Raw genomic sequence first — 25,548 nt, 5'->3', positions numbered from 1 at the left:
CCAGACTATACGGACAACGGTCATTCCTGATGCCTGTATAAAATACCAGTGATTTCCAGGAGGTGCAGGGTTAATAGTGGAATCAGGCTTCAGAAAACGGAATGCAACACCTGAAATCCACAGTTTTAAAGTGTATTATTGATGCATCTTATTATTTGGTAAGTCGCTATGACCGGTAAACGCATATCACGTGAAAAAGAGACCATCGCGAAAATGATCGCGTTGTACGCAAAGCAGTGTCCACAGGCTTCTCAGGAAGCGGGGCATTATCAGGCGCTCAACGCGTATGCTGATAAGCGCCTGGATAAGTGCGTTTTTGGTGAAGAAAAGCCCGCCTGTAAACAATGCCCGGTGCACTGCTACCAGCCTGCCAGACGTGAAGAGATGAAGCAGATTATGCGCTGGGCAGGCCCGCGTATGTTATGGCGTCACCCCATTCTGACCGTCCTCCATCTGATGGATGACCGTCGTCCGGTGCCGGAACTGCCGGAGAAGTATCGACCGAAAAAGTGAACCGATCAGCTTCGTAGCGGACGGCAAATCATGTTCAGGGCCAGCGCGCTGCAGAGTGGAAAGAGCGCCAGCAGCAGCCACGGATAAATCGCCTGCGTTGAAGGCACCAGCGCGCGATCCAGCAGGCTGCCAAATAACAAATTTCCAGCCAGTACCGCAATACCTCCGGCGGTGGAGAGTGCGCCATAGTGCGCGCCCAGCGTGGATTCATCGGCGAACCGCGGAATGAGATCTTTTGCCGACGGCACCAGCAGCATCTGCCCCAGCGTCAGCAGCGTGACAAACGAGACCGAGGGCAGAAGCCGCAGCCAGCCTTCAGGCGGTTCTGTTGCCGCAAACATTGCCACGCTCGCAAAGGCGGCGGAAAGCAGCAAAAAGCCCACCGGAAGAATGTTCACCGCGCCCACGCGTCGGGCGAAACGCGCCAGCGGCAGCTGTAAGGTAATGATCAGAACGGAGGCCAGCATAAAAAGCGGGCCGAGATCTTTCTCGTTACCGCCGGAGCGCTGGATCTCCACCGGCAGCGCCAGATAGAGCTGGTTATAGCTTAACAGCCAGGAGCTGTAGGCAATGATAAAGGCGACAAAGCGCGGCTGGCGGAACGTCGTCCACCAGGGCTCTATTTTTATCTTCTGTGAACGTTGCCCGGCAGCAGGCAGACAGAAGTAAAGCACCACTAGCGCAATGATAAAGACGCCTGCCCCCGCCAGCGCTACCTGGCGGAAGCCAAGCCCCGTTAGCAGAGCGCCAGCAACCGGGCCCAGTACCGCGCCGAGCTCCCCGCAGACGGCAAAGAGCGCGAACCACTCCGCCCGGCTTCGTTTCCCTTTCGCCTCGCTGTGGGTACCCGCTTTCGCCAGAAGAGCCTCAATTGAGGGAGAAAATAACGCGCCGCCGACGCCCGTCAGACACGCGCCCAGAATAATCGGCCACAGCGATCCCCCGAAGGCCAGCAGCAGATAGCCTGAAACACGAACTATACAGCCGCTGAGGATGATGACCTTCGCGCCAAACCGGTCCGAGAGCGCACCGCCAACGATAAACATCCCCTGCTGCGAGAACGTGCGCAGACCCAGGATCAGCCCGATAAGCCCGCCGGAGAGCAGCATGTCGTCACGCAGAAATATCGCCAGGAAGGGAACGACGGCGTAAAAACCAATGTTAAAAACAAACTGGCTACCCAGTAAAACGGGCGGCCAGAGCGTGGTGGCGGGGCGAAGGGACATTGTCGATCACTCGTCCCTAAACGATAAAGTGAATGTGCTTTTTGCCATGAAACGGCGAGATCTCAATTTTGGTTTTGACCCGGAACACATCCCAGAGCAACGACTCGGATAAGATGTCCTGCGGCGTTCCGGTCGCCACAATTTGCCCTTTCTGCATCACAATCAGCGAGTCGCAGAACATTGAAGCGTGGTTGAGATCGTGGATGGCGACGATACTGGTAACGGGTAATTGGCTGATCAACTGCATCAGCTGCATCTGATGATGGATATCCAGGTGGTTGGTCGGTTCATCCAGCAGGATTTCGGTTGGCGTTTGCGCCAGCGCGCGGGCAATATGCACCCGCTGACGCTCGCCGCCGGATAGGCTCAGCCAGCCCTGCTCGCTGCGGTCCAGCATATCGACACGCTGCAGAGCCGCGGTGACGGTGTCGTCATCCTGCGCGCTCCAGTTAGAAAAAGGGGAGTGGTGCGGAATACGTCCAAGTTTGACCACGTCGCGCACGCGCATATTGGCGTCGGTCATCCCGTGCTGCTCAACGAACGCCACCCGGCGGGCAAGCTGCTTTTTGACGATGCGGGAAATGTCCTGCCCGTCCAGGGTCACGCTGCCCGAATCCGGGCGACGCAGGCCTGCCAGGATACGCAAAAGGGACGATTTGCCGCAGCCGTTAGGACCAAGCAAACCCACCGTTTCGCCGCGTGAAACCTTCAGCGAGACACCATTGACGATAACTTTTTTGCCTACCTTCCAGGTAATATTTTCAGCGCAGATACTCATCACTTATTCCTTGAGCGGTAGATAATCACGGCAAAGAAAGGTACGCCCACCAGCGCGGTGACCACGCCGACGGGCAGGCTCTGCGGGGCAATCAGCATGCGCGAGGCGATATCGGCCAGCACCATCAGGATCGCCCCCGCCAGCGCGCTGGCAATCAGCAGCGTGCGGTGCAGCGGCCCGAACAGGAAGCGCATGACGTGCGGCACCACCAGCCCTACAAAGCCGATTGAGCCCGCCATGCTGACGATGGTCGCGGTGATCAGGGCCGTGGTGGTAAACAGGGCAAGACGCACCCAGGGCACGGCAATGCCTAAGGAGGCTGCCGCATCATCACCAAAGGTAAAGGCGTCCAGCGCCCGGGAATAGTAGAGGCAGACGGCAAGGCCCGCCAGCACGACAACCAGCGCCAGCTGGAATTCCGGCCAACGCACGCCGCTAAAGCTGCCCAGCAGCCAGAACATCACGTCGCGCGCCTGCTGCGCGCTGGCGGAGGTGCTGATGGTGTAGGCGGTAATGGCGTTGAAAAGCTGAGATGCAGCAACGCCTGCCAGAATGGTGCGTTCATTGCCGCCGCGCGCGCCGTTCGTCAGAAAGGCGACAAACGCAAAGGCGGCGAACGCCCCGGCAAACGCGCCCGCAGAGAGCGACACCGCGCCGGTGCCGATGCCCAGGACGACGACCGACACCGCCCCGGTTGAGGCACCCGCCGACACGCCGAGCACGTAGGGTTCCGCCAGCGCGTTCTTCAGCAGGCTTTGCAGCACGGCACCGCAGATGGCTAAACCGGCCCCGCAGCAGGCCGCCACCAGCGCGCGGCTCAGGCGAAAGTCCCAAATTACGCTCTCATAGATGCGGTTGAGCGGAACGTCGGTCAGCCCCAGCTTATTACCAATAGCGTAAAAGACGTTGGAGAGCGGAATCGACAGCTCGCCGACGCTGACGCCAAGAGCAATCACTAAAAACAGCAGGACAACGGCAAGCAGAGCGGAAGTGGTCAGGATCAGGCCCTGGCGGGCCTGAAGTACGGCTGCCGTCATCAGTTCAGCCCCAGTTTTCTGAGCTGTTCACCCACCTGTTCAGCACCGTAAATCGTACGAATCGTCGGGTTCATCGCCTGACCGTCCATCACCACGATATGGCCTTTTTTGACGGCATCAAGCTGGCTCACGGCAGGATCGCTTTTCAGGAATTTGATTTTCTCATCCGCGTTATCCAGCGCCCAGCGGTTGCGGTCCAGACTGGAGACGACAATCACATCAGGGTTCGCGGCAATAATACTTTCCCAGCCGACGGTCGGCCATTCGGTCTCAGCGGTAATGGCGTTATGGCCACCCAGCACGTTAGCAATAAAACCGGAGGCGCTATTTTTCCCGCCGACATAGGCATCTGCCGAAGGCGAGGCGCTTGAGAACCAGAAAACAAACGAGAGATCTTTTTTGTTTTTACCAAATTCCTGACGCAGGTCGGCCTCACGTTTTTTGAAATCAGCGATAACGGCCTGGCCACGCGCTTCAACGTTGAAAATCTTCGCGAAATCTTCAATCTCTTTATAAAGGTACGTCATATCCCACAGCGTCTGGCGGCTGCCGTACATATCGCCTGCCGCTTTTTTGGTGGCGCACATGCCTGGAGATAAATAGCTGTTCACGCCGACGGTAGCCAGATCTTCACGTTTTGCGACCTTACTTTCCGGCCCAAGCAGCAGCGGCAGCTGTGCAGGAACAAAATCGGGGTTTTGCGCAAGGATGGATTCAAGAGTCGGAATTTCGACGGTCAGGGTTTTAATTTTTGCATTCTGCTCAGCCAGCTGCGGCAGCACCTTGGTCGGCCAGAAGGCGCTGGCTTTGACCTTATCTTCCAGCCCCAGCAGGAGCAAAATTTCCACGGTGTTCTGACCGAGGGCCACGACGCGTTCAGGCGCTTTAGTGAATGTCTCTTTATAGCCACAGTTTTCAATCGTCAGAGGATATGTGGTTGCCAGAGCAGAACTGACCGACGCAATCGCCAGGCCTAACGCGCAGATGACCTTCTTCATGAAACGCTACCCTTCATTAATATTATTTTTGATGCAAATGAAACGCATTATTAAGGCGGAATTTTATACAGAGGAAAATATATTGTGTCAATGAGGGACAATTGCGCAGGGTGACGAAAAGCGGCGCCATAAGCGGCGCCGGAATGTCGGGTTAAAGCAGGCTCTCTTTATCGATTCCCAGACGCTTCATGCGAGAGAGCAGGGTAGTGCGTTTCAGCCCCAGCCGCTGAGCTGCGCCCTTCGGTCCGGCTACCACGCCGTTGGTCTCTTTCAGTACGCGCATAATGAGCTGATATTCATCTTCGCCTTCCTGCGCGACCTCTGCCGAAAGCGTGGGGGCTTCCTGAAGGGAGACTTCAGGCAAAGAGAGCTGAAGAACGTTCCCGCGCGTCAGCAGTACCGCGCGCTCAATGACGTTTTCCAGCTCGCGCACGTTCCCCGGCCACTCCATCGCCGAAAGGGTACGTAGCGTTTCGGCAGGAATACTGTCGATATTCCTCCCCATCCGGCGGGCAATCTTCGCGGTAAAGGCCTTCACCAGCAGCGGAATATCTTCCGGGCGCTCGCGCAGCGGCGGCAGGCAGATCGGAAAGACGTTCAGGCGATAGTAGAGATCGCTGCGAAACTCGCGGTCGGCGACCATCTTTTTCAGGTCGCGGTTGGTGGCGGCAATCAGCCGCACGTCGGTCTGGATCAGCTTGTTGCTGCCGAGGCGCTCAAACTCCTGCTCCTGCAAAACGCGCAGCAGCTTGGGCTGCAGCTCCAGCGGCATATCGCCCACTTCGTCGAGGAACAGCGAGCTTTTATCCGCCAGTTCGAAACGGCCCAGCCGCTGGCTGCTGGCCCCGGTAAACGCCCCGCGCTCGTGGCCGAAGAGGTCACTTTCCAGCAGACCCGCGGGCATCGCCGCGCAGTTCATCTTCACCATCCGCCGGCTGTTGCGGTTGCTCAGGTTATGAATGGCGCGGGCTATCAGCTCTTTACCGGTGCCGGTTTCACCGAGGATCAGCACCGTGCTGTCACTCTGCGCCACCATTTCAACCTGCTTCAGCACGCTGTACATGGCATCGCTGCGCCCAATGATTTCGCCAAACTCGCTGTCCACGTTGTTGAGCTGTTCGGTCAGGGCCAGGTTTTCGTCCACCAGCCGCTCTTTCAGGCGGTGGATCTCCTGATAGGCGAGGGCGTTATCCAGCGCGATGGAAATACGCTCGGCGATCTGGCGCAGCAGCTTCAGGTTGGCGGTGGTAAACACGGCTTCATCGCACTGCGCCAGTTTGAGCACCCCAAGCATGGTGCTGCCGGACATCAGCGGCAGCAGGCACAGGGTCTGAATTTTGTTGCCCCAGGTGTTAAACAGCATCCGCTCGTACGGCGCCACCGGGTCCTGCTCGCTGAGATTCAGCAGCAGGATCTCTTTGCTTTTAAATACCCGCTCAGAAAGGGTGCCCGCTTCGTCCACCTCGCTCTGCTCGTGCGCCGGGTTGGCCTCATCAAGATAGTGGGTGGAGTAGATGTTCAGCTTGCCTTTGCGGTTCCCGCGTAGCGCGATGCTGATGGCGTCGATCCTGAAATAGTGGTGGATCTCCTTGGCGACTTCGCTGACCAGCTCGTCCATGTCGAGCCTTGAGAGTACGGCGTTGGTGATGGCAACCAGAATGCGGAAGTTATCGCGTTCGCGGCTCAGCAGGTCGTAATCCACGTTATTGGTGACGCGGCTTTGGATCTGCTCCGCGACGACGGCCACAATCTGGGCAAAGGTGTGCAGCCGCTCGTACTCCGCCTCGCTCCAGGGCTGGTCGGTATTGCGGATAAACTCGCAGCCGCCAAAAATATGGCCCTCCGCCGCCAGCGGCAGCATGCCGTAATGACCGAAAGGCTGATAGAGATTGCTCTCTGCCAGCCGCGGCCATGCCATCCGAAACTCTTCAAAATTGCAGTGCAGCACTTCAGGCCGGGAGAGAATGCGGCGCACCGGGCCGTGCGCGAGGTACGTTTCGTCTTCGTATTCAAATGTTTTGCCATTCTCACGCGTGGAATAGTAGCTCGCGCGGTGCGTTCCACTATGCCAGAGCACAATCGCCGCGCTGTCCGCCAGCGCTGATTGCCTGACCAGCCGCGTCAGGGCATCGCTCAGCGCGCCGAGATCGGGCTGTTGTAAAAGTGTGCGCGTGATGTCAAACAGGCCCTGCTGTCCAAGATCGCTCATCGGTGTATACGGCATTATTGCTTTCCAATAGAAACTGGCAAAAAAGAGACTTCACTGCTGACCGCTTATGGCGCGGTTCTAGCAAATTCGGGGTAACGGCTCAGCGTGCGGCAGATCCAGCGTGCGCTTCGCGCCGTAAAGTCCGGTCATGCGCACCCCTTTGCGCTCAACCACGTCGCCAATGATGGCCGCCTCTTTCCCTAAGGGATGCGCTCTCAGCTGTTCAAGTACGGCTTCCGCCGCCGAACGTTCCACGCCGATCGCCAGCTTGCCCTCGTTGGCAAAGTTTAGCGGGTCAAGCCCTAAAAGCTCACACAGCCCCCGCACGGCAGGCTTAACGGGCAGGTCGCGCTCGCTCAGTTCAATCCCGCACCCGCTGCTTGCGGCGAACTCGTGGACAACGGCATTAACCCCGCCCCGGGTAGCGTCGCGCAGGGCTTTGACGCCCGGGATGTCGCGCAGCGTCTGGATAAGCGGGGTGAGCACCGCGCAGTCGCTGCGAAGCTCGCCGTCCAGCCCTAAGCCTTCGCGCAGGTTCAGGATGGTTGCCCCGTGGCAGCCCAGCGTTCCGGTTACCAGCAGCACGTCGCCCGCGCTAAGGCGTTGCGCGCCCCAGTGAACGTCGGCGGGGATCGCCCCCATTCCGGCGGTGTTGATGAAGAGTTTATCCGCCGCGCCGCGCTGGACCACTTTGGTATCCCCGGTGACGATAGCGATCCCCGCCTCGCGGGCGGTGTGCGCCATGCTGTTGACCACTGCCGCAAGCGTCTCCATCGGTAATCCTTCTTCGAGGATAAATCCGCACGAGAGGTAGCGCGGAATAGCGCCGCTGACGGCCACGTCGTTGGCCGTACCGCAGACGGCGAGCTTGCCAATATCGCCGCCCGGGAAGAATAGCGGGTCAATCACGTAGCTGTCGGTGGAGAACGCCAGCCGGTCGCCGTGTGCCGTGAGGGTTGAGAGCGCGATGCGCGCCTGATCCTCCTGCTCGGCGAGCCAGGGGTTATTAAAGGCCTCCATGAACAGCCGGTTAATCAGCTGCTGCATCGCCTGTCCACCGCTTCCGTGCGCCATTTCCACCGTGTTCATGCTTCACACTCCTGGTTGCGATACTGATACCACGCGGCGCAAGCCCCTTCAGAGGAGACCATCAGCGCGCCAAACGCGGTTTGCGGGTTACAGGTGTTGCCAAATAGCGGGCAGTGATGAGGTTTGCATTTGCCGGTAAGCACCTCGCCGCAGCGGGCCCGGGGATCGTCGCACACCTGCTGTGGCTGAGGGCGGAAGTGCGCTTCGGCATCAAATTCGCGATAGGCAGGCGTCAGGCGCACGCCGGATTCCGCAATCAGCCCCAGCCCGCGCCACTCGCTGTCGCCCTCAACGCTAAACACGTCGGCAATCGCCTGCTGCGCCCGTTCATTTCCCGCATCGGGCACCACGCGGCGGTACTGGTTTTCGACCGCGCTCAGGGACGCTATTTTCTGCTCAACCAGCATGGCTACGCCTTGCAGTAGATCAAGCGGTTCGAAACCAGCCACCACTAACGGACGATTGTACTGATCAGCGATAAAACCGTAGGCGTCTGTGCCAATCACCATGCTGACGTGGCCCGGCGCCAGAAACGCATCGATGCCGTTGTCTGGCTCTTCGAGCAGGCTGCGCAGCGTGGGAATGAGCGTAATATGCTGGCAGAAAAAGAAAAAGTTAGTGACGTTGCGCGCTTTCGCCTGCTGCAGCGTGATGGCCGTAGCGGGCATGGTGGTTTCAAAACCCAGCCCGAAAAAGACGACCTTGCGCTCAGGGTTAGCCTCTGCCAGCGTCAGGGCATCCATCGGCGAGTAAACGATCCGCACGTCCGCGCCGCGCGCCTTCGCCTGCAACAGCGAGCCGTTTTTCCCCGGCACGCGCATCGCGTCGCCAAAGGTGCAGAAAATGACGTCGGGCTGGCCGGCAATTTCGATGCAGCTGTCGATGCGCCCCATCGGCAAAACGCACACCGGGCAGCCGGGGCCGTGAATAAACTCAATGTTCTCCGGCAGCAGCTGGTCGAGGCCAAACTTGAAGATGGCGTGCGTGTGCCCGCCGCACACCTCCATGATCCGCAGCGGCCTTTCGTTCGTGTAGTCCAGCAGCGCCGCGCGCGTTTTCAGATGTCCGATAAGCTGCATCACCTGTTCTGGCGCGCGGTATTCATCAACATAACGCATAGGCTAGCGCTCCTCGCCGTACAGGAGCGCGCCCACGTCCGGCTCCACGTCAAACATGTTTTGCAGCGCGTCCAGCGTGTCGCGGGCTTCCGCTTCGTTAATCACGCTCATCGCAAACCCCACGTGGACCAGCACCCACTGGCCGAGGCGCGACGCGCCCGTCTCATCGGTGCTGCCCACCAGCGTCAGGTCGACGTCGCGCAGGATCCCGCAAACCTCCACTTTGGCCTGATTGCCGTCGAGGGAATGGATTTGTCCCGGTACGCCTATGCACATCGTTCGCTCTCCAGCCAATCCAGCCAGGCGTCCATGCCGTCGCCGCGCGTGGCGGAAACCAGCAGGATGTGAATGTCCGGGTTCACCTCGCGGGCACAGGCAAGGCACTTATCCACGTCGAAGTTCAGGTACGGCAGCAGATCGACTTTGTTCAGCAGCATGAGGGAGACGGCGGCGAACATGTGCGGGTACTTCAGCGGCTTGTCCTCCCCTTCGGTCACGGAGAGCACCGCCACTTTATGCCGTTCGCCGAGGTCGAAGCTTGCCGGGCAGACCAGGTTGCCGACGTTTTCGATAAACAGGATGCCGTTATCCGCCAGCGGCAGGCGAGGGGCGGCGTCGGCAATCATCTGCGCATCCAGGTGGCAGCCCTTGCCGGTGTTAACCTGAATGGCGGGCGTCCCGGTTTCGCGGATGCGCGCCGCGTCGTTAACGGTTTGCTGATCGCCTTCGATCACCGCGCAGGAGATGCGTTGGTTCAGCCGTTTGAGGGTTTCGGTCAGCAGGGTGGTTTTACCGGAGCCGGGGCTAGAGACCAGGTTGAGCACCAGCTGTTGACGCGCGGCAAAGCGGGCGCGGTTGCGGGCGGCAAGCTGGTTATTTTTGTCCAGCACGTCGATCTCCACCTCCAGCATCTGGCGCTGGCTCATGCCCGGCGCGTGGGTGCCCGCTTCGCCGTGGCCGTAATGCAGGTCGCCCGCGTCGGAACGCTGCGGCGCAAAGGTGATGCCGGTCAGGGCCGCCGCAGGACGCGGGGCAGGGGAAAAAGGCGCGGAGCGAAACGCGGAGTGGGGACGGTGTTCATCCCCTTCTATATACAGGTTGCCTTCGGCGCAACCGCAGGTGCTACACATACATTACTCCTTCTCAATTTCGAGGCGTTGGATCTGCATACCGTCATCCGCCACGATGCGAAGACCCGTGCTCTGACACTGCGGGCAGCGTTGAACCTTTGATGAGAGCAGGGTGACGTACTGCTGGCACTGCTCGCACCAGCACTCCGCCTGCTGCTCGTCGATATGCAGCGCGCAGCCTTCCGCCAGCGTGCCGCGGCACACCAGCTCAAAACAAAAGTTCAGGGCGCTGGTCTCGACGCAGGAAAACGCCCCGACCTTCAGCCAGACGCCGGTGACGCGCTTCGCGTGGTTTTGCACTGCCTGCTGTTCGATAAGTTCCAGAGCCCGCTGGCAGAGGGTGATTTCGTGCATGACGCCTCCTCAATGATTTGCGCCAGTAAATGCAATAACGGTGCCAGCTTGATTTGCGTTACGGCGTGACGATGTCAGCGCTGTCGAAATGACACGTCGACACGGCGGCGTTGACAGTGTCTTATTTAATAAAAATCATTCAAATCAACACATTAAAAACTGGCACGGAATCTGCTTAACAGCCGCTATCTCCATTAACCGGATACCTTCTATGACTATTTGGGAAATTAGCGAAAAAGCGGATTACATCGCGCAGCGCCACCAGCAGCTTCAGGATCAGTGGCACCTCTACTGTAACTCTCTGGTTCAGGGGATCACCCTGTCAAAAGCCCGACTGCATCATGCAATGAGCTGTGCGGCGCAGGGGGATATGCGCTTTGTCCTGTTCGGTCATTTCACGGTCTTTGTGACCCTGGCAGACAGCTTTAACAGCCACACCATCGAGTACTACGTTGAGAATAAAGAGGGTGAAAAACAACGTATTGCGCAGGCGCAGCTGATGGCCGACGGCATGGTTGACGGCTACGTCAGCAACCGCGATCGCCAGCAGGTGCTTGAGCACTATCTGGAGAAAATCGCGCCGGTTTACAACGGTCTCTACGCCGCGGTTGAGCACGACTTGCCGGTCGACCTCAAACAGCTCGTCGTGGGAAAGGCCCCCGCAAATCTTGCCTGATAACCGAATGTCGAAAAGTGTCGATGAGACAGTTTTTCGTCGTCAAAAATGACCATCACCAGAGGATTGCCCGGTGAACCGTTTTGTAATTGCTGACTCGACGGTCTGTATTGGCTGTCGGACCTGTGAGGCGGCGTGTTCGGAAACGCACCGCCTGCACGGGCTGCAGTCCATGCCGCGCCTGCGCGTCATGCGTAATGAGAAAGAGTCTGCCCCGCAGCTCTGCCACCACTGTGAAGATGCCCCGTGCGCGGGCGTGTGTCCCGTCAATGCCATCACCCGCGTCGATGGCGCGGTCCAGCTGAACGAAAGCCTGTGCGTGAGCTGCAAGCTGTGCGGCATCGCCTGCCCGTTCGGTGCCATTGAATTCTCCGGCAGCCGCCCGCTGCATATCCCGGCGAACGCCAATACCCCGAAAGCGCCGCCTGCGCCACCGGCTCCGGCACGCGTGAGCACGCTGCTGGACTGGGTGCCCGGCATCCGCGCTATTGCGGTGAAGTGCGATCTGTGCAGCTTTGACGAACAGGGTCCGGCCTGCGTGCGGACCTGCCCGACCAAAGCGCTGATCCTGGTTAACATCCGCGATATCGCCCGTACCAGCAGGCGCAAGCGCGAGCTGACCATTAATACCGACGTCGGCGATCTTTCGCTTCTGCAGGCGCTTAACGAGGGGGCGAAGTGAACGCGATATTTATGATTAACAGCGCCGTGGCGTACTTTGCCGCTGCCGCCGCGCTGGCGCTGGTGTTCTCTTTCCATAAAACCCTGAGCGGCTGGATAGCCGGTATCGGCGGGGCGGTCGGCAGCCTGATGACGCTGGCGGCGGGCGGTGTCGTCCTGCTCGGCGGACAATCCGTGGAAACACTCATGCCGCTGATTCGCCACACCGTGGCGATTACGCCGCTGAACGCCATCTGGCTGGTGACCTTTGGCCTGTGCGGGCTGTTTATCAGCCTGTTCAATATTGACTGGCACCGCCATCAGCAGACCAAAGCCAACGGCCTGCTGGTCAATCTGCTGATGGCCGCCGCGGTCTGCACGGTTATCGCCAGCAACCTCGGCGCGCTGGTGGTGATGGCAGAGATCATGGCGCTGTGTGGCGTGTTCCTGACCGGCTGCAGCGCCTCCGGCAAGCTATGGTTTGCGCTCGGACGCCTCGGCACGCTGCTGCTGGCGCTGGCCTGCTGGCTGGTGTGGCAGCGTTTCGGCACCCTGGATTTTGCCGCGCTTAACGGCCAGCCGCTGGGGAACGACGTCTGGCTGCTGGGCACAGTCGGCTTTGGCCTGCTGGCCGGGATTATCCCGCTGCACGGTTGGGTCCCGCAGGCGCACGCGAATGCCTCTGCGCCCGCCGCCGCGCTGTTTTCGACGGTGGTAATGAAGGTCGGTTTGTTCGGTATCCTGACGATTACCCTGACGGGCGGTCAGCCGCCGCTGTGGTGGGGGGTAGCGCTGCTGATTGCGGGGATGATCACCGCATTTGTCGGCGGCCTGTACGCCCTGATGGAGCACAACATCCAGCGTCTGCTGGCCTATCACACCCTGGAAAACATCGGCATCATCCTGCTCGGCATGGGCGCGGGCGTCACCGGGCTGGCGCTCAACCAGCCGGCGCTGATTGCTGCCGGGTTTGTCGGCGGTCTGTATCACCTCGTCAACCATAGCCTGTTTAAAACCACTCTGTTCCTCGGCGCGGGCAGCGTCTGGTTCCGCACCGGCCATCGCGATATCGAAAAGCTCGGTGGGATTGGCAAAAAGATGCCGATGATTTCACTCGCCATGCTGGTGGGGCTGATGGCGATGGCCGCGCTGCCGCCGCTGAACGGCTTTGCCGGGGAGTGGGTGATCTATCAGTCCTTCTTCGCGCTCGGCCAGAGCGACGCGTTTATCGCGCGGCTGCTCGGCCCGCTGCTGGCGGTGGGCCTGGCGATTACCGGGGCGCTGGCGGTGATGTGCATGGCGAAAGTCTATGGCGTCACCTTCCTCGGCGCGCCGCGCACCCGTGAAGCGGAGAACGCCTGCTGCGCCCCGGTACTGATGGCCACCAGCGTGGTCGCGCTGGCGCTGTGCTGCATTGCGGGCGGGGTTGCCGCGCCGTGGCTGCTGCCGCTGCTGGGCCACGCCGTTCCGCTGCCGCTGGCGACGGCGCATACCGTTGTCTCCCAGCCGATGATGGCGCTGCTGCTGATCGCCGGGCCGCTCCTGCCGTTCGTGCTGATGCTGTTCTTCAGGCGCGACCGTCTCGCCTCCCGTTCGCGCGGCGCGGCGTGGGCCTGCGGCTACGAACACGAGCCGTCGATGGTCATTACCGCCCACGGTTTTGCCATGCCGGTGAAGGAGAACTTCGCCGCCGTGCTGAAGCTGCGCCAGTGGCTTAACCCGCAGGGCTGGGTGCCGGGCTGGCAGAGTGCTGCCGTGCCCGTGCTGTTCCGCCGGCTGGCGCTGATCGAGCTGGCGGTGCTGGTAGTGATTGTGATTTCACGAGGAGCCTGACATGAGTCTTTTACTGGCAATTCTTCAGGCGCTGGTGCTGTTCGCCGTCGCGCCGCTGCTGTCGGGCATCACGCGCGTGGCGCGCGCCCGAATGCACAACCGTCGCGGGCCTGGCGTGCTCCAGGAGTACCGCGATCTCTTCAAACTGCTCTCTCGCCAGAGCGTCGCGCCGGATGCCGCGGGCTGGGTGTTCCGCCTGACGCCGTTCGTGATGGTCGGCGTGATGCTCACCATCGCCACCGCGCTGCCAGTGGTCACGGTAGGCTCGCCGCTGCCGGTGCTCGGCGATCTGATTACGCTCATCTACCTCTTCGCCATCGCGCGCTTCTTCTTTGCGATTGCGGGCCTGGACACCGGCAGCCCGTTTACCGGCATCGGCGCCAGCCGCGAGGCGATGCTCGGCGTGCTGGTGGAGCCGATCCTGCTGCTGGGGCTGTGGGTAGCCGCGCAGGTTGCAGGTTCGACCCACATCAGTTTTATCACCGACACCGTTTACCACTGGCCGGTGGCCCGCTCCATCCCGCTCGTGCTGGCACTCTGCGCCTGCGCGTTCGCCACGTTTATTGAGATGGGCAAGCTGCCGTTCGATCTCGCGGAAGCGGAGCAGGAGCTGCAGGAAGGGCCGCTTACCGAGTACAGCGGCTACGGCTTCGCGGTGCTGAAGTGGGGCATCAGCCTTAAGCAATTGGTGGTGTTGCAGATGTTTGTTGGCGTTTTCTTCCCGTGGGGGCAGATGACGCACTTCTCTGCAGGCGGCCTGCTGCTGGCCGTGGTGGTTGCTGCCCTCAAGCTGCTGGTCGGCGTGCTGGTCATCGCCCTGTTTGAAAACAGCATGGCACGCCTGCGTTTTGCGGCAACCTCGCGCATCACCTGGGCCGGTTTTGGTTTTGCATTTTTAGCGTTCGTCTCCTTGCTGGTGGCGTGATTAAAGAGAGTGTTTATGTCTGAAGAAAAGAAAGGTCAGCAGTATCTCGCCGCGTTGCATCAGGCTTTCCCCGGCGTGGTGCTGGAGGAGTCCTGGCAAACCAAAGATCAGATCACCATTACCGTGAAGGTGAACTACCTGCCGGAAGTGGTGGAGTTTCTCTATTACCAGCAGGGCGGCTGGCTGTCGGTGCTGTTCGGTAACGACGAGCGCCAGCTGTGCGGTAACTACGCGGTGTACTACGTGATGTCGATGGAGCAGGGCGAGAAGTGCTGGCTCACCGTGCGCGTCGAGGTCGACCCGAATAAGCCGGAATACCCGTCCGTAACGCCGCGCGTTCCTGCCGCCGTCTGGGGTGAGCGCGAGGTGCGCGACATGTACGGCCTGGTGCCGGTCGGCCTGCCCGACGAGCGTCGTCTGGTGCTGCCGGACGACTGGCCGGATGAACTCTATCCGCTGCGCAAGGACAGCATGGATTACCGCCAGCGTCCGGCCCCGACCACCGACAGCGAAACCTACGAGTTCATCAACGAGCTGGGCAGCAAGAAGAACAACGTGGTGCCGATCGGCCCGCTGCACGTCACCTCCGACGAACCGGGCCACTTCCGCCTGTTCGTCGACGGCGAGAATATCATCGACGCCGACTACCGCCTGTTCTACGTCCACCGCGGCATGGAGAAGCTGGCGGAAACCCGCATGGGCTACAACGAGGTCACGTTCCTCTCTGACCGCGTGTGCGGCATCTGCGGCTTCGCCCACAGCACCGCCTACACCACCTCGGTGGAGAACGGTATGGGGATCGTGGTGCCGGAGCGCGCGCAGATGATCCGCGCTATTCTGCTGGAGGTGGAGCGCCTGCATTCGCACCTGCTGAATCTCGGCCTTGCCTGCCACTTCGTCGGCTTTGACTCCGGGTTTATGCAGTTCTTCCGCGTGCGCGAAGCGTCGATGAAGATGGCGGAGATCCTCACCGGGGCGCGTAAAACTTACGGCCTGAACCTGATCGGCGGGATCCGCCGCGACCTGCTGAAAGACGACATGATCAAGACCCGCCAGCTGGCGCAGCAGATGCGCCGGGACGTGCAGGAGCTGGTGGACATGCTGCTCAGCACGCCAAACATCGAGCAGCGCACCGTCGGGATTGGTCGTCTTGATCCGGAAATTGCCCGCGACTTCAGCAATGTCGGCCCGATGGTGCGCGCCAGCGGCCACGCCCGTGACACCCGCGCCGATCACCCGTTCGTCGGCTACGGCCTGCTGCCGATGACCGTGCACAGCGAACAGGGCTGCGACGTTATTTCTCGCCTCAAGGTGCGTATCAACGAGGTCTACACCGCCCTGAACATGATCGACTTCGGCCTGGACAACCTGCCGGGCGGTCCGCTGATGGTGGAGGGCTTCACCTACATTCCAAACCGCTTTGCCCTCGGCTTTGCCGAAGCGCCGCGAGGGGATGATATCCACTGGAGCATGACCGGCGACAATCAGAAGCTCTACCGCTGGCGCTGTCGCGCGGCGACCTACGCCAACTGGCCTACCCTGCGCTATATGCTGCGCGGTAACACGGTCTCTGACGCGCCGCTGATCATCGGCAGCCTCGATCCGTGCTACTCCTGCACTGACCGCATGACGGTGGTGGACGTGCGCAAGAAGAAAAGCCAGGTAGTGCCGTACAAAGAGCTTGAGCGCTACAGCATCGAGCGCAAGAACTCGCCGCTGAAATAAGGACACGCCATGTTTACCTTTATCAAAAAAGTGATCAAAACCGGCGCGCAGACCAGCAGCTATCCGCTGGAGCCGATCCCGGTGGATAAAAACTTTCGCGGCAAGCCGGAGCACAACCCGCAGCAGTGCATCGGCTGCGCGGCCTGCGTCAATGCCTGTCCGTCGAACGCCCTGACGGTGGAAACGGATCTCAAAACCGGCGAGCTGGCCTGGCAGTTTAACCTTGGACGCTGCATCTTCTGCGGCCGCTGCGAGGAGGTCTGCCCGACGGTCGCCATTCGCCTGTCGCAGGAGTACGAGCTGGCGGTGTGGAAGAAAGCCGATTTTCTGCAGCAGTCGCGCTTTGCGCTGTGCAGTTGTCGCGTCTGCAAGCGTCCGTTCGCCGTGCAAAAAGAGATCGACTACGCCATCGCGCTGCTGCAGCACAACGGCGACGCCCGCGCGGAGCATCACCGCGAAAGCTTCGAAACCTGCCCGGAGTGTAAGCGTCAGAAGTGCCTGCTGCCGTCCGACCGCATTGATATTACCCGCCATATGAGAGAGGCCAGCTGATGGAAAACTTACTCGGCCCGCGCGACGATAACGGCATTCCGGTGCCGCTGACGGTGGAGGAGTCCATCGCCAGCATGAAAGCGTCGCTACTGAAAAAAATCAAACGCTCAGCCTACGTCTACCGCGTGGACTGCGGCGGCTGCAACGGCTGTGAGATCGAGATCTTCGCCACCCTGTCGCCGCTGTTTGACGCCGAACGCTTCGGCATCAAAGTGGTACCGTCCCCGCGTCATGCGGACATTCTGCTGTTTACCGGGGCGGTGACCCGCGCCATGCGATCGCCCGCGCTGCGCGCCTGGCAGTCCGCGCCGGATCCGAAAATCTGCATCTCCTACGGCGCCTGCGGCAACAGCGGCGGCATCTTCCACGATCTTTATTGCGTCTGGGGCGGCACCGACAAAATCGTGCCGGTGGATGTCTATATTCCGGGCTGCCCGCCGACGCCTGCCGCCACGCTGTACGGCTTTGCGATGGCGCTCGGCCTGCTGGAGCAGAAGATCCATGCCCGCGCACCTGGCGAGATCGACAACCAGCCCGCGGCCATTCTGCATCCGGACATGGTCCAGCCGCTGCGCGTGAAGGTGGACCGCACGGCGCGCAGGCTGGCGGGCTATCGCTACGGGCGTCAGATTGCCGACGATTACCTGCGCCTGCTGAGCCAGGGCGACCATCAGGTGGCGCGCTGGCTGGAAGCGGAAAACGATCCGCGTCTCAATGAGATCGTGGCAAACCTGAACAGCATTGTGGATGAGGCGCGTATCCGATGAGTGAAACGGTGGTGTTCAGCCAGCTGAGCCGTAAGTTTATTGATGAGAACGATGCCACGCCGGATGCGGCGCAGCAGGTGGTCTATTACAGCCTGGCGATTGGGCACCACCTCGGGGTGATCGACTGTCTGGAGGCGGCGCTAACCTGCCCGTGGCCGGAATACCTGGCGTGGATCGCCACGCTGGAGGAGGGCAGCACCGCGCGGCGCAAGATGGAGGGCGTGCCGAAGTATGGCGAGATCGTCATCGACGCCAACCATATCACAATGCTCGCCAACGCCTTTGACGCGGCGCTCGGCAGGCAAACCCCGGCGCAGCAGGCGTGGAGCAAAACGCTGCTCGGCATGCTGCACGATATTCATCAGGAGAGCGCCATCTACCTGATGGTGAGGAGATTACGTGACTGACGTTTTACTGTGTGTCGGCAACAGCATGATGGGCGACGACGGCGCGGGCCCGCTGCTGGCGGAGATGTGCGCCGCAAAACCGCAGGGCGACTGGGTGGTGATTGACGGCGGCAGCGCGCCGGAAAACGATGTGGTCGCCATTCGCGAGCTGCGTCCGGAAAGGCTGTTGATTGTCGATGCCACCGATATGGGGCTGAACCCGGGCGAAATCCGCCTGATTGATCCGGACGACATCGCCGAGATGTTTATGATGACCACCCACAATATGCCGCTGAACTACCTGGTCGATCAGATTAAAGACGACGTGGGCGAGGTGCTGTTTTTAGGGATCCAGCCGGACATTGTCGGGTTTTATTACCCGATGACGCCGCCGGTGAAGGCGGCGGTGGAAGATGTGTATTCGCGGCTGGCGGAGTGGGTTGGGGATGGAGGGTTTTCTCCGCTCTGAGCAGTGCCGGGTGGCGGCGACGCCTTACCCGGCCTACAAAACCGTAGGCCCGGTAAGCGCAGCGCCACCGGGCAACTGGCTACGCCAGATCCGCCCCGTTACTCGCAATCACCTTTTTATACCACCAGAACGATTTCTTGCGCTTGCGGTCCAGCGTCCCGTTGCCGGCATCGTCGCGGTCAACGTACACAAACCCGTAGCGCTTGCTCATCTCGCCCGTTGAGGCCGACACCAGGTCGATGCAGCCCCAGGTGGTGTAGCCCATCAGCGGCACGCCGTCCTCAATCGCATCGCCCATCGCGCGGATATGCTCGCGCAGGTAGCTGATGCGGTAGTCGTCGTTGATCTCGCCGTTTTCATCAATGACGTCCTTCGCTCCCAGGCCGTTTTCCACCAGGAACAGCGGCTTCTGGTAGCGGTCGTACATCATGTTCATGGTGATACGCAGGCCGAGCGGATCGATGCCCCAGCCCCACTCGCTTACCTGAATATGCGGGTTACGCAGGGACTTCACGATGTTTGCCGCGCTGGTGTTGCCCGCGTTCATGTCCGCCGACGCGCAGCGCGAGGCGTAATAGCTGAACGAGACAAAGTCGACGGTATTTTTCAGCAGTTCGTCATCGCCTGGGTCTTTCACAATCACGACGCCTTTCTCGCGGAACACGCGGGCGGAGTAGGCCGGATAGCTGCCGCGCGCCTGCACGTCGATAAAGAACAGGTTCTCGCGGTCTTTCTCCAGCGCCATCCACACGTCTTCCGGTTTGCAGGAGTACGGGTAGAAGTTACCGCCAGCCAGCATGCAGCCGACCTGGTTTTCCGGGTTTACCTCGTGAGCGATTTTTGTCGCCAGCGCACTGGCCACCAGCTCGTGGTGCGCGGCCTGGTATTTCACCTGATCCTCGTTTTCACCTTCCTCAAACACCAGCCCCGCGCCGGAGAACGGGCTGTGCAGCATGATGTTGATTTCGTTGAAGGTCAGCCAGTATTTCACCAGCCCGTTAAATTCCTCGAAGCAGGTGCGGGCGTAGCGGGCGAAGAAATCGACCATCTTACGGTTGCGCCAGGAGCCGTACTCCGTCACCAGGTGCATCGGCACATCGAAGTGGCAAAGCGTTACCAGCGGCTCAATGTTGTACTTTTTGCACTCCTCGAACACCGCGCGGTAGAAGGCGATGCCCTCTTTGTTTGGCAGCGGCTCGTCGCCGTTCGGATAGAGGCGGCTCCAGGCAATCGAGGTGCGGAACACCGTAAAGCCCATCTCCGCCATCAGGGCGATGTCCTCTTTATAGCGATGGTAAAAATCAATCGCTTCATGGCTCGGGTAAAACTCATCGTCACGCAGCGAAAAACGCTTTTCCTTACCCAGCTTCACCGCCAGGCGGTTCGCGCCGTGGGGGATCATATCGACCGTCGTCAGTCCTTTGCCGCCTTCACGGTAAGCACCTTCACTCTGGTTGGCGGCAAGCGCGCCGCCCCATAAAAATCCTTGTGGAAAAACAGACATTCTTACCTCGCTTTCAATTTATGCTTTTGCTGCGTTGTTCTGTACCGGTGCGGTCTGCAGGGCGCGCGCTTTTTCAGCCTCGTCTTCGACCGGGATATCCTCAAACCCTAAAAGCAGGGTCAGAACAAATGACAGCACCACGGCCAGCCCCATTACGCCAAACACCCAGACGATGGTCATTGGGTTGGCCGGGTCGAAGAACTGCACGCTGGTAAACAGCCCCGGCGCCGCCATCGAGTGGCTGGCAAGGCCTGCCATACCCGCCACCGCGCCGCAGATAAAGCCGCTGATCAGGCTCGCAATCAGCGGACGCTTCAGGCGTACCGCTACGCCGTACAGGGCCGGTTCAGAGATCCCCGCCATGATGGCGGAGGCCGCCGCGGCCAGCGCCGTCTGGCGCAGTTCCGGGTTTTTCGTTTTCCATGCCACCGCCAGCGACGAGCCGCCGAGCGACAGGTTGGCGCCGATTTCTGACGGCATCACCATTCCTTCTTTGCCCGTTTCGGCAATGGTCTGAATGATGGTCGGCGTAAACACGCGGTGCATCCCGGTCATCACCAGCAGCGGCCACAGCGCGCCCATGATGGCGACGGAGAGCCAGCCCAGGTAGCCGTGAATGGTGTAAACCAGCGCGGAGATGGCGCTACCGATCCAGATCCCCAGCGGGCCAATCAGCACGATGGCGAGCGGGGCGGCAATCAGCACGATCAGCATCGGCTTGAGGAAGTTTTTGGTCACCGCCGGGGTGATGCGATCCACCCAGCGTTCGATATACGACAGGCACCAGGTCATGACCAGCGCCGGGATGACGGTATAGGTGTATTTCACCGCCGTCACCGGAATAAAGGCGAACTCAACGTGCTCGCCCTGCGCGGCTTTCGCCATTAGCTCGATAAAGCTCGGGTGCACCAGCACGCCCGCGATGGCAATCGCCAGCGACATGTTGGTTTTAAACTTCACCGCCGCCGAGGCCGCCACCATCAGCGGCAGGAAGAAGAACGCCCCGTCGCCAATAACCGTCAAAATGGTGAGCGTCGGCGCGCCTTTTTCCAGCACGCCAGTCATTTCGAGGATCATCGCCAGCAGCTTGACCATCGAACCGCCGATGATCGCCGGGATCAGCGGCGACATGGTGCCGATCAGCGCGTCGAGGATCCCGGCGCCAATGCGGCGTAACGTCAGCTTCTGCGGGCCTTCCGGTACCACGGGCTGCAGGTCAACGGGCAGCAGGCTCACTACTTCGCGGTACGCCTGTGAAACCGTGTTGCCAATAATCACCTGGCACTGGTTGTCGTTACGCACCACGCCAAGCACGCCGCTGATGCTTTTCAGGCGCGCAACGTCGGTAAGATTTTCGTCTTTCAGAACGAAACGCAGGCGCGTCATGCAGTGTGTGACGGCGACGATGTTCTCTTTGCCGCCCAGCGCGCTGATAACGTCGTTTGCCAGCGCAGCGTAGTTTTTGGCCATCGGATCTGTTCCTGTTATCGTTGTGTGAAATGTAGGAAACCGGTTCCACATAATCATCATGAGTTTCTTTTGTTGAAACAAGACCGCTTTTTGGACATTTTTTCTTTTCGTGATGAAGATCGCAGTGGGGTGTAGAAAGCGTGACGTCGTCGCTGCGACAATTTTTTCGCGGTGCAGTACACTGCCCGCACGAGTTTCGGATGGAAGAACAATATGACCACGATGCTGGAAGTGGCGAAGCGGGCAGGCGTGTCGAAAGCGACGGTCTCCCGGGTGTTGTCGGGCAACGGCTACGTTAGCCAGGAGACTAAAGACCGGGTTTTTCAGGCCATTGAAGAGAGCGGCTATCGCCCGAACTTGCTGGCGCGAAACCTGGCGACCAAACGCACCCAGACGCTTGGGCTGGTAGTGACCAACACCCTGTATCACGGCGTCTACTTTAGCGAGCTGCTGTTTAACGCCGCGCGGATGACGGAAGAAAAAGGGCGGCAGCTGATCCTCGCCGACGGCAAGCACAGCGCCGAAGAAGAGCGCGAGGCGATCCAGTATCTACTGGATATGCGCTGCGATGCGGTAATTATCTACCCGCGTTTTCTGAGCGTGGAAGAGCTGGACGAGCTCGTCGAGAAATGCGAGCAGCCGATTATGGTGCTTAACCGCCGCCTGCGGAAAAACAGCAGCCACAGCGTCTGGTCCGATCATAAAGCCTCGTGTCAGGACGCGGTGTCGCAGCTGATTGCGAAAGGGCACCGGGAGATTGCCTTTATCACCGGTTCGCTGGATTCCCCCACCGGGGTTGAGCGTCTTTCCGGTTACAGGGATGCGCTGGCGCAGCACGGTATTGCAGCGCGTGACGCGCTTATCGCCGAAGGGAAGTGGAACCCGGCCAGCGGCGCGGCGGCGGTCACTCAACTCCTCTCCCGCGGCGAACCGTTTACCGCGCTGGTGGCGAGCAACGACGATATGGCGATCGGCGCCATCAAGCAGCTGCACGACAGCGGCGTCGCCACGCCGGACGCGGTGTCCGTCATCGGCTTTGACGACGTGGCGATTGCGCCCTACATCGTGCCGTCGCTCTCCAGCGTGCGTATTCCGGTGACGGCGATGATCCAGGAGATCGTCAGTCGCCTGATTTTCATGCTCGACGGCGGAGAGTTCAAATATCAGCAAACCTTTTCTGGCGAGCTTGTCCTGCGCGACTCCGTTACCGATGGCCCGCACCGCTGACGTCGACATCTGTCATCGTCACTAATGACGATGACAGAAACGCTGCGTTTTTATTATTCTTAAAAATCAGTGTGTTAAATATTGGCACGGTTTATGAATAGCTTCGCGCATAACAGTTATGCCGGAGAAGCAGATGAACCGTTTTATTATGGCCGATGCCAGCAAGTGCATTGGTTGCCGTACCTGTGAAGTGGCGTGCGTGGTTTCCCACCAGGTGGAGCAGGATTGCGCCTCTCTCACTCCCGATACCTTCCTGCCGCGCATTCACGTCATTAAAGGTGTGAATATTTCCACCGCCGCCATCTGTCGCCAGTGCGAAGATGCGCCGTGCGCGAACGTCTGCCCGAACGGGGCGATTAAGCGCGAGAAGGGCTTTGTGCACGTGATGCAGGAGCGCTGCATTGGCTGCAAAACCTGCGTGGTGGCCTGTCCGTATGGCGCGATGGAGGTGGTTGTCCGCCCGGTGGTGCGCAACAGCGGCATGGGGCTGAGCGTGCGGGCGGAGAAAGCCGAAGCCAATAAATGCGATCTTTGCTATCACCGCGAAGCCGGCCCGGCCTGTATGGAGGCCTGCCCTACGCACGCGCTGGTCTGCGTGGATCGTGACAAGCTTGAGCAGATGAGCGCAGAAAAACGCCGTCGCGCGGCGTTCGACACCTCGTCATCGCTGCTGTTTTAAGCTGCGATGAGCGTTAACGGCGTACTGCTTCGGGTGCGCGGCAAAGTGCAGGGCGTGGGGTTTCGGCCCTTCGTCTGGCAGCTGGCACACCGGCTGAAGCTTGTGGGCGATGTCTGCAACGACGGAGAGGGTGTCCTGGTGCGTCTCGCGGGTAATGGGGGGGACTTTACCGCGAGGCTGCATCAGGACTGCCCACCGCTGGCGCGCATCGATCGCGTTGAAACGCAGCCGTTCACCTGGGCGGACATGCCTGAGGACTTTACCATCCGCCACAGCGATCGCGGGGCGATGGATACGCAAATCGTGCCGGATGCCGCCACCTGCCCGGCGTGTCTGGCTGAAATGCGCGACCCCGGCGAGCGCCGCTATCGCTACCCGTTTATCAACTGCACCCACTGCGGGCCGCGGTTTACCATTATCCGCGCCATGCCCTATGACCGCCCGGCCACGGCAATGGCCGCATTCCCGCTCTGCGCGCCGTGCGAAACCGAGTACCGCAACCCGGCCGACCGCCGCTTCCACGCCCAGCCGGTGGCCTGCCCGGACTGCGGGCCGCAGCTGGAATGGCGAGCCGGAGACACTATTGCCACTCGCGAATCGGCCTTAAACGCGGCGGTGAAGAGGCTGAAAAACGGCGGGATCGTGGCGGTTAAAGGGCTGGGGGGATTTCATCTGGTCTGCGACGCGCTTAACCCGCAGGCAGTGGCGACGCTGCGGGCACGCAAGCAGCGCCCGACGAAGCCGCTGGCGGTGATGCTACCGGATGCGGACGATCTGCCGGAGACGATACAGACGCTGTTACGCTCGCCCGCGGCACCGATCGTGCTGACGCCGAAAGCTTCGCTTCCCGCGTTTCCCGAGGAAATTGCCCCAGGGCTCGACTGCGTAGGCGTGATGCTGCCCGCGAACCCGCTCCAGCATCTTTTGCTGATGGACTGCCGGCGCCCGCTGGTGATGACCTCCGGCAACCTCTGCGGCAGGCCGCCTGCCGTCACCAACGCGCAGGCGCTGGAGGAGCTCGGCGGCATCGCGGACGGCTTCCTGCTGCACAACCGCGACATCCTGCAGCGCATGGATGATTCGGTGATGGATCGGGATGGCGCTATCCTGCGTCGTGCCCGGGGTTTTGTGCCCGATGCCGTCACGTTGCCCGCGGGTTTTGAGAATGTCCCCGCCATGCTGTGCACCGGTGCAGAGATGAAAAACACCTTCTGCCTGGTGCGCGGCAACCAGGCGGTGCTGAGCCAGCACTTTGGCGATCTGAGCGACGAGGGCGTAGAGGCGCAGTGGCGCAGCGCGCTCTCGACGATGCAGGTCATCTACGCTTTCCAGCCTGATAAGCTGGTGTGCGATGCCCATCCGGGGTATCGCGCGCGCCGGTGGGCGCAGGAGCAGGCGCTGCCCGTCGAAACCGTGCTGCATCATCACGCTCACGCGGCGGCGTGCCTGGCGGAGAACGGCTGGCCGCTCGGCGGCGGAGACGCTATCGCTCTGACGCTGGACGGGATCGGCATGGGCGAGAACGGCGCGCTGTGGGGCGGAGAGTGCCTGCGGGTGAACTATCTCGACTGCGAACGGCTCGGCGGCCTGCCTGCCGTGGCGCTGCCGGGCGGCGATCTGGCGGCAAAGCAGCCGTGGCGTAATCTGCTCGCCCACAGCCTGGCGTTTGTCCCGGACTGGCAACGCTACCCGGAAACGCGAGCGGTTCAGCGCCACAGCTGGCCGCTGCTGGCAACGGCGATCCAGCGTGGCATCAACGCCCCGCAGGCGTCGTCCTGCGGTCGTTTGTTTGACGCGGTCGCCTGCGCGCTGGGCATCGACGCGCAGCGCTACGAAGGCGAGGCAGCGTGCAGGCTGGAGGCGCTGGCATCGCAGTGCGCGGGCGTTGACCATCCGGTGATTCTGGAAGCGAATAACCTTGCGCTGTTCTGGCAGCAGTGGCTGAACTGGCAGGCGGAGCCCTGCGAGCGCGCGTGGGCGTTTCACGACGCGCTGGCAAAAGGGCTGGCAGAACTCGCCGCGCTCCATGCCCGACGCTTATCGCTGTCGACAATCTGTCTCAGCGGCGGCGTGTTGCACAACCGTCTGCTGCGCGCGCGCCTGCGTCATTATCTTTCTGACTTTACGCTTCTTTTTCCTTCGCGCCTGCCTGCAGGTGACGGAGCGATCTCCTTCGGGCAGGCGGTGGTTGCCGCTGCCCGGTCATGTTCAAAAAGGATTTAA

The 25,548-nt window shown here is 60.7% G+C and carries 25 protein-coding genes; 13 read left to right on the top strand and 12 right to left on the bottom strand.

Annotated elements, in window-relative coordinates; genetic code table 11:
- The first annotated feature begins 168 nt into the window (after nucleotides 1-168).
- Nucleotides 169-513 (top strand): nitrous oxide-stimulated promoter family protein, encoded by a 345-nt coding sequence (locus tag AC2FAJ_RS17225; RefSeq protein WP_028014227.1) that lies wholly within the window; start codon nucleotides 169-171, stop codon nucleotides 511-513.
- 5 nt (nucleotides 514-518) lie between these two features.
- Here the strand turns inward: AC2FAJ_RS17225 and AC2FAJ_RS17220 are convergent, their stop codons facing one another.
- The 10 genes from AC2FAJ_RS17220 to hypA all read right to left on the bottom strand — a co-directional run bounded on the left by AC2FAJ_RS17220 (nucleotide 519) and on the right by hypA (nucleotide 10,452).
- Nucleotides 519-1,739 (bottom strand): MDR family MFS transporter, encoded by a 1,221-nt coding sequence (locus tag AC2FAJ_RS17220; RefSeq protein ID WP_045629938.1) that lies wholly within the window; start codon nucleotides 1,737-1,739, stop codon nucleotides 519-521.
- A gap of 16 nt (nucleotides 1,740-1,755) precedes the next feature.
- The gene (gene eitC / locus AC2FAJ_RS17215; protein ID WP_045629937.1) at nucleotides 1,756-2,517 is read right to left on the bottom strand and encodes a siderophore ABC transporter ATP-binding protein EitC; all 762 of its coding nucleotides are present in this window, start codon (nucleotides 2,515-2,517) and stop codon (nucleotides 1,756-1,758) included.
- Nucleotides 2,517-3,554 carry a FecCD family ABC transporter permease gene (locus AC2FAJ_RS17210; RefSeq protein WP_028014224.1) on the bottom strand — a complete coding sequence of 346 codons (1,038 nt, stop codon included), beginning with the start codon at nucleotides 3,552-3,554 and terminating at the stop codon, nucleotides 2,517-2,519. Before AC2FAJ_RS17210 ends, eitC begins: the two co-directional genes overlap by 1 nt.
- Nucleotides 3,554-4,552, bottom strand: coding sequence for a siderophore ABC transporter substrate-binding protein EitA (gene eitA, locus AC2FAJ_RS17205; protein ID WP_028014223.1), 999 nt, complete (start codon nucleotides 4,550-4,552; stop codon nucleotides 3,554-3,556). Before eitA ends, AC2FAJ_RS17210 begins: the two co-directional genes overlap by 1 nt.
- Before the next feature lie 151 nt (nucleotides 4,553-4,703).
- Complete coding sequence (gene flhA / locus AC2FAJ_RS17200) at nucleotides 4,704-6,776, bottom strand: formate hydrogenlyase transcriptional activator FlhA (RefSeq protein WP_045629936.1); 2,073 nt, start codon at nucleotides 6,774-6,776, stop codon at nucleotides 4,704-4,706.
- 63 nt (nucleotides 6,777-6,839) lie between these two features.
- Nucleotides 6,840-7,850 (bottom strand): hydrogenase expression/formation protein HypE, encoded by a 1,011-nt coding sequence (hypE, locus tag AC2FAJ_RS17195; RefSeq protein WP_485454350.1) that lies wholly within the window; start codon nucleotides 7,848-7,850, stop codon nucleotides 6,840-6,842.
- Nucleotides 7,847-8,968 (bottom strand): hydrogenase formation protein HypD, encoded by a 1,122-nt coding sequence (hypD, locus tag AC2FAJ_RS17190; RefSeq protein ID WP_045629934.1) that lies wholly within the window; start codon nucleotides 8,966-8,968, stop codon nucleotides 7,847-7,849. Before hypD ends, hypE begins: the two co-directional genes overlap by 4 nt.
- A gap of 3 nt (nucleotides 8,969-8,971) precedes the next feature.
- The gene (locus AC2FAJ_RS17185) at nucleotides 8,972-9,244 is read right to left on the bottom strand and encodes a HypC/HybG/HupF family hydrogenase formation chaperone (RefSeq protein ID WP_028014219.1); all 273 of its coding nucleotides are present in this window, start codon (nucleotides 9,242-9,244) and stop codon (nucleotides 8,972-8,974) included.
- Nucleotides 9,235-10,098, bottom strand: a complete 864-nt coding sequence (gene hypB / locus AC2FAJ_RS17180; protein WP_485454349.1) for a hydrogenase nickel incorporation protein HypB — start codon at nucleotides 10,096-10,098, stop codon at nucleotides 9,235-9,237. Before hypB ends, AC2FAJ_RS17185 begins: the two co-directional genes overlap by 10 nt.
- A gap of 3 nt (nucleotides 10,099-10,101) precedes the next feature.
- On the bottom strand, nucleotides 10,102-10,452 hold the full coding sequence (gene hypA, locus AC2FAJ_RS17175) for a hydrogenase maturation nickel metallochaperone HypA (RefSeq protein WP_028014217.1): 351 nt from the start codon (nucleotides 10,450-10,452) through the stop codon (nucleotides 10,102-10,104).
- Nucleotides 10,453-10,663: 211 nt separating this feature from the next.
- Here hypA and hycA point away from each other — a divergent pair, with 211 nt between their 5' ends.
- The 9 genes from hycA to hycI all read left to right on the top strand — a co-directional run bounded on the left by hycA (nucleotide 10,664) and on the right by hycI (nucleotide 18,445).
- Nucleotides 10,664-11,128: a formate hydrogenlyase regulator HycA gene (gene hycA, locus AC2FAJ_RS17170; RefSeq protein WP_041908468.1), complete on the top strand. Its 465-nt coding sequence runs from the start codon at nucleotides 10,664-10,666 to the stop codon at nucleotides 11,126-11,128.
- Nucleotides 11,129-11,201: 73 nt separating this feature from the next.
- Nucleotides 11,202-11,810 (top strand): 4Fe-4S dicluster domain-containing protein, encoded by a 609-nt coding sequence (locus tag AC2FAJ_RS17165; protein ID WP_028014215.1) that lies wholly within the window; start codon nucleotides 11,202-11,204, stop codon nucleotides 11,808-11,810.
- Complete coding sequence (gene hycC, locus AC2FAJ_RS17160; RefSeq protein ID WP_045629932.1) at nucleotides 11,807-13,621, top strand: formate hydrogenlyase subunit 3; 1,815 nt, start codon at nucleotides 11,807-11,809, stop codon at nucleotides 13,619-13,621. Before AC2FAJ_RS17165 ends, hycC begins: the two co-directional genes overlap by 4 nt.
- Nucleotide 13,622: 1 nt before the next feature.
- Entirely contained in the window at nucleotides 13,623-14,546 is a 924-nt protein-coding gene (locus tag AC2FAJ_RS17155) for a respiratory chain complex I subunit 1 family protein (RefSeq protein WP_063437559.1), read from the top strand.
- Between the two features lie 15 nt (nucleotides 14,547-14,561).
- Nucleotides 14,562-16,271 carry a formate hydrogenlyase subunit HycE gene (gene hycE, locus AC2FAJ_RS17150; protein WP_041908476.1) on the top strand — a complete coding sequence of 570 codons (1,710 nt, stop codon included), beginning with the start codon at nucleotides 14,562-14,564 and terminating at the stop codon, nucleotides 16,269-16,271.
- Nucleotides 16,272-16,280: 9 nt separating this feature from the next.
- A complete protein-coding gene (locus AC2FAJ_RS17145; RefSeq protein ID WP_309257476.1) occupies nucleotides 16,281-16,823 on the top strand; it encodes a formate hydrogenlyase complex iron-sulfur subunit in 543 nt (180 codons plus the stop codon).
- Complete coding sequence (locus AC2FAJ_RS17140; protein WP_028014210.1) at nucleotides 16,823-17,590, top strand: NADH-quinone oxidoreductase subunit B family protein; 768 nt, start codon at nucleotides 16,823-16,825, stop codon at nucleotides 17,588-17,590. Before AC2FAJ_RS17145 ends, AC2FAJ_RS17140 begins: the two co-directional genes overlap by 1 nt.
- Nucleotides 17,587-17,997 (top strand): formate hydrogenlyase maturation HycH family protein, encoded by a 411-nt coding sequence (locus AC2FAJ_RS17135; RefSeq protein ID WP_041908479.1) that lies wholly within the window; start codon nucleotides 17,587-17,589, stop codon nucleotides 17,995-17,997. Before AC2FAJ_RS17140 ends, AC2FAJ_RS17135 begins: the two co-directional genes overlap by 4 nt.
- On the top strand, nucleotides 17,990-18,445 hold the full coding sequence (hycI, locus tag AC2FAJ_RS17130) for a hydrogenase maturation peptidase HycI (RefSeq protein ID WP_485454348.1): 456 nt from the start codon (nucleotides 17,990-17,992) through the stop codon (nucleotides 18,443-18,445). Before AC2FAJ_RS17135 ends, hycI begins: the two co-directional genes overlap by 8 nt.
- A gap of 79 nt (nucleotides 18,446-18,524) precedes the next feature.
- On the opposite strand, the gene AC2FAJ_RS17125 is transcribed toward hycI, so the two are convergent.
- Both AC2FAJ_RS17125 and ascF read right to left on the bottom strand, forming a co-directional pair.
- Nucleotides 18,525-19,949, bottom strand: a complete 1,425-nt coding sequence (locus AC2FAJ_RS17125; protein ID WP_045261255.1) for a 6-phospho-beta-glucosidase — start codon at nucleotides 19,947-19,949, stop codon at nucleotides 18,525-18,527.
- Nucleotides 19,950-19,967: 18 nt separating this feature from the next.
- On the bottom strand, nucleotides 19,968-21,419 hold the full coding sequence (ascF, locus tag AC2FAJ_RS17120; RefSeq protein ID WP_045261256.1) for a PTS cellobiose/arbutin/salicin transporter subunit IIBC: 1,452 nt from the start codon (nucleotides 21,417-21,419) through the stop codon (nucleotides 19,968-19,970).
- A 213-nt stretch (nucleotides 21,420-21,632) separates the two neighbouring features.
- Between ascF and AC2FAJ_RS17115 the strand changes: the two genes are divergently transcribed.
- From AC2FAJ_RS17115 to hypF, 3 genes are all read left to right on the top strand, one after another.
- Nucleotides 21,633-22,646, top strand: a complete 1,014-nt coding sequence (locus AC2FAJ_RS17115) for a LacI family DNA-binding transcriptional regulator (RefSeq protein ID WP_032644912.1) — start codon at nucleotides 21,633-21,635, stop codon at nucleotides 22,644-22,646.
- 133 nt (nucleotides 22,647-22,779) lie between these two features.
- Complete coding sequence (gene hydN / locus AC2FAJ_RS17110) at nucleotides 22,780-23,325, top strand: electron transport protein HydN (RefSeq protein ID WP_045261257.1); 546 nt, start codon at nucleotides 22,780-22,782, stop codon at nucleotides 23,323-23,325.
- Between the two features lie 6 nt (nucleotides 23,326-23,331).
- On the top strand, nucleotides 23,332-25,548 hold the full coding sequence (hypF, locus tag AC2FAJ_RS17105; RefSeq protein ID WP_485454347.1) for a carbamoyltransferase HypF: 2,217 nt from the start codon (nucleotides 23,332-23,334) through the stop codon (nucleotides 25,546-25,548).

Source organism: Enterobacter cloacae complex sp. 385G4 (genome assembly GCF_057320665.1).
This window is presented reverse-complemented; position numbering and strand designations above follow the sequence as displayed.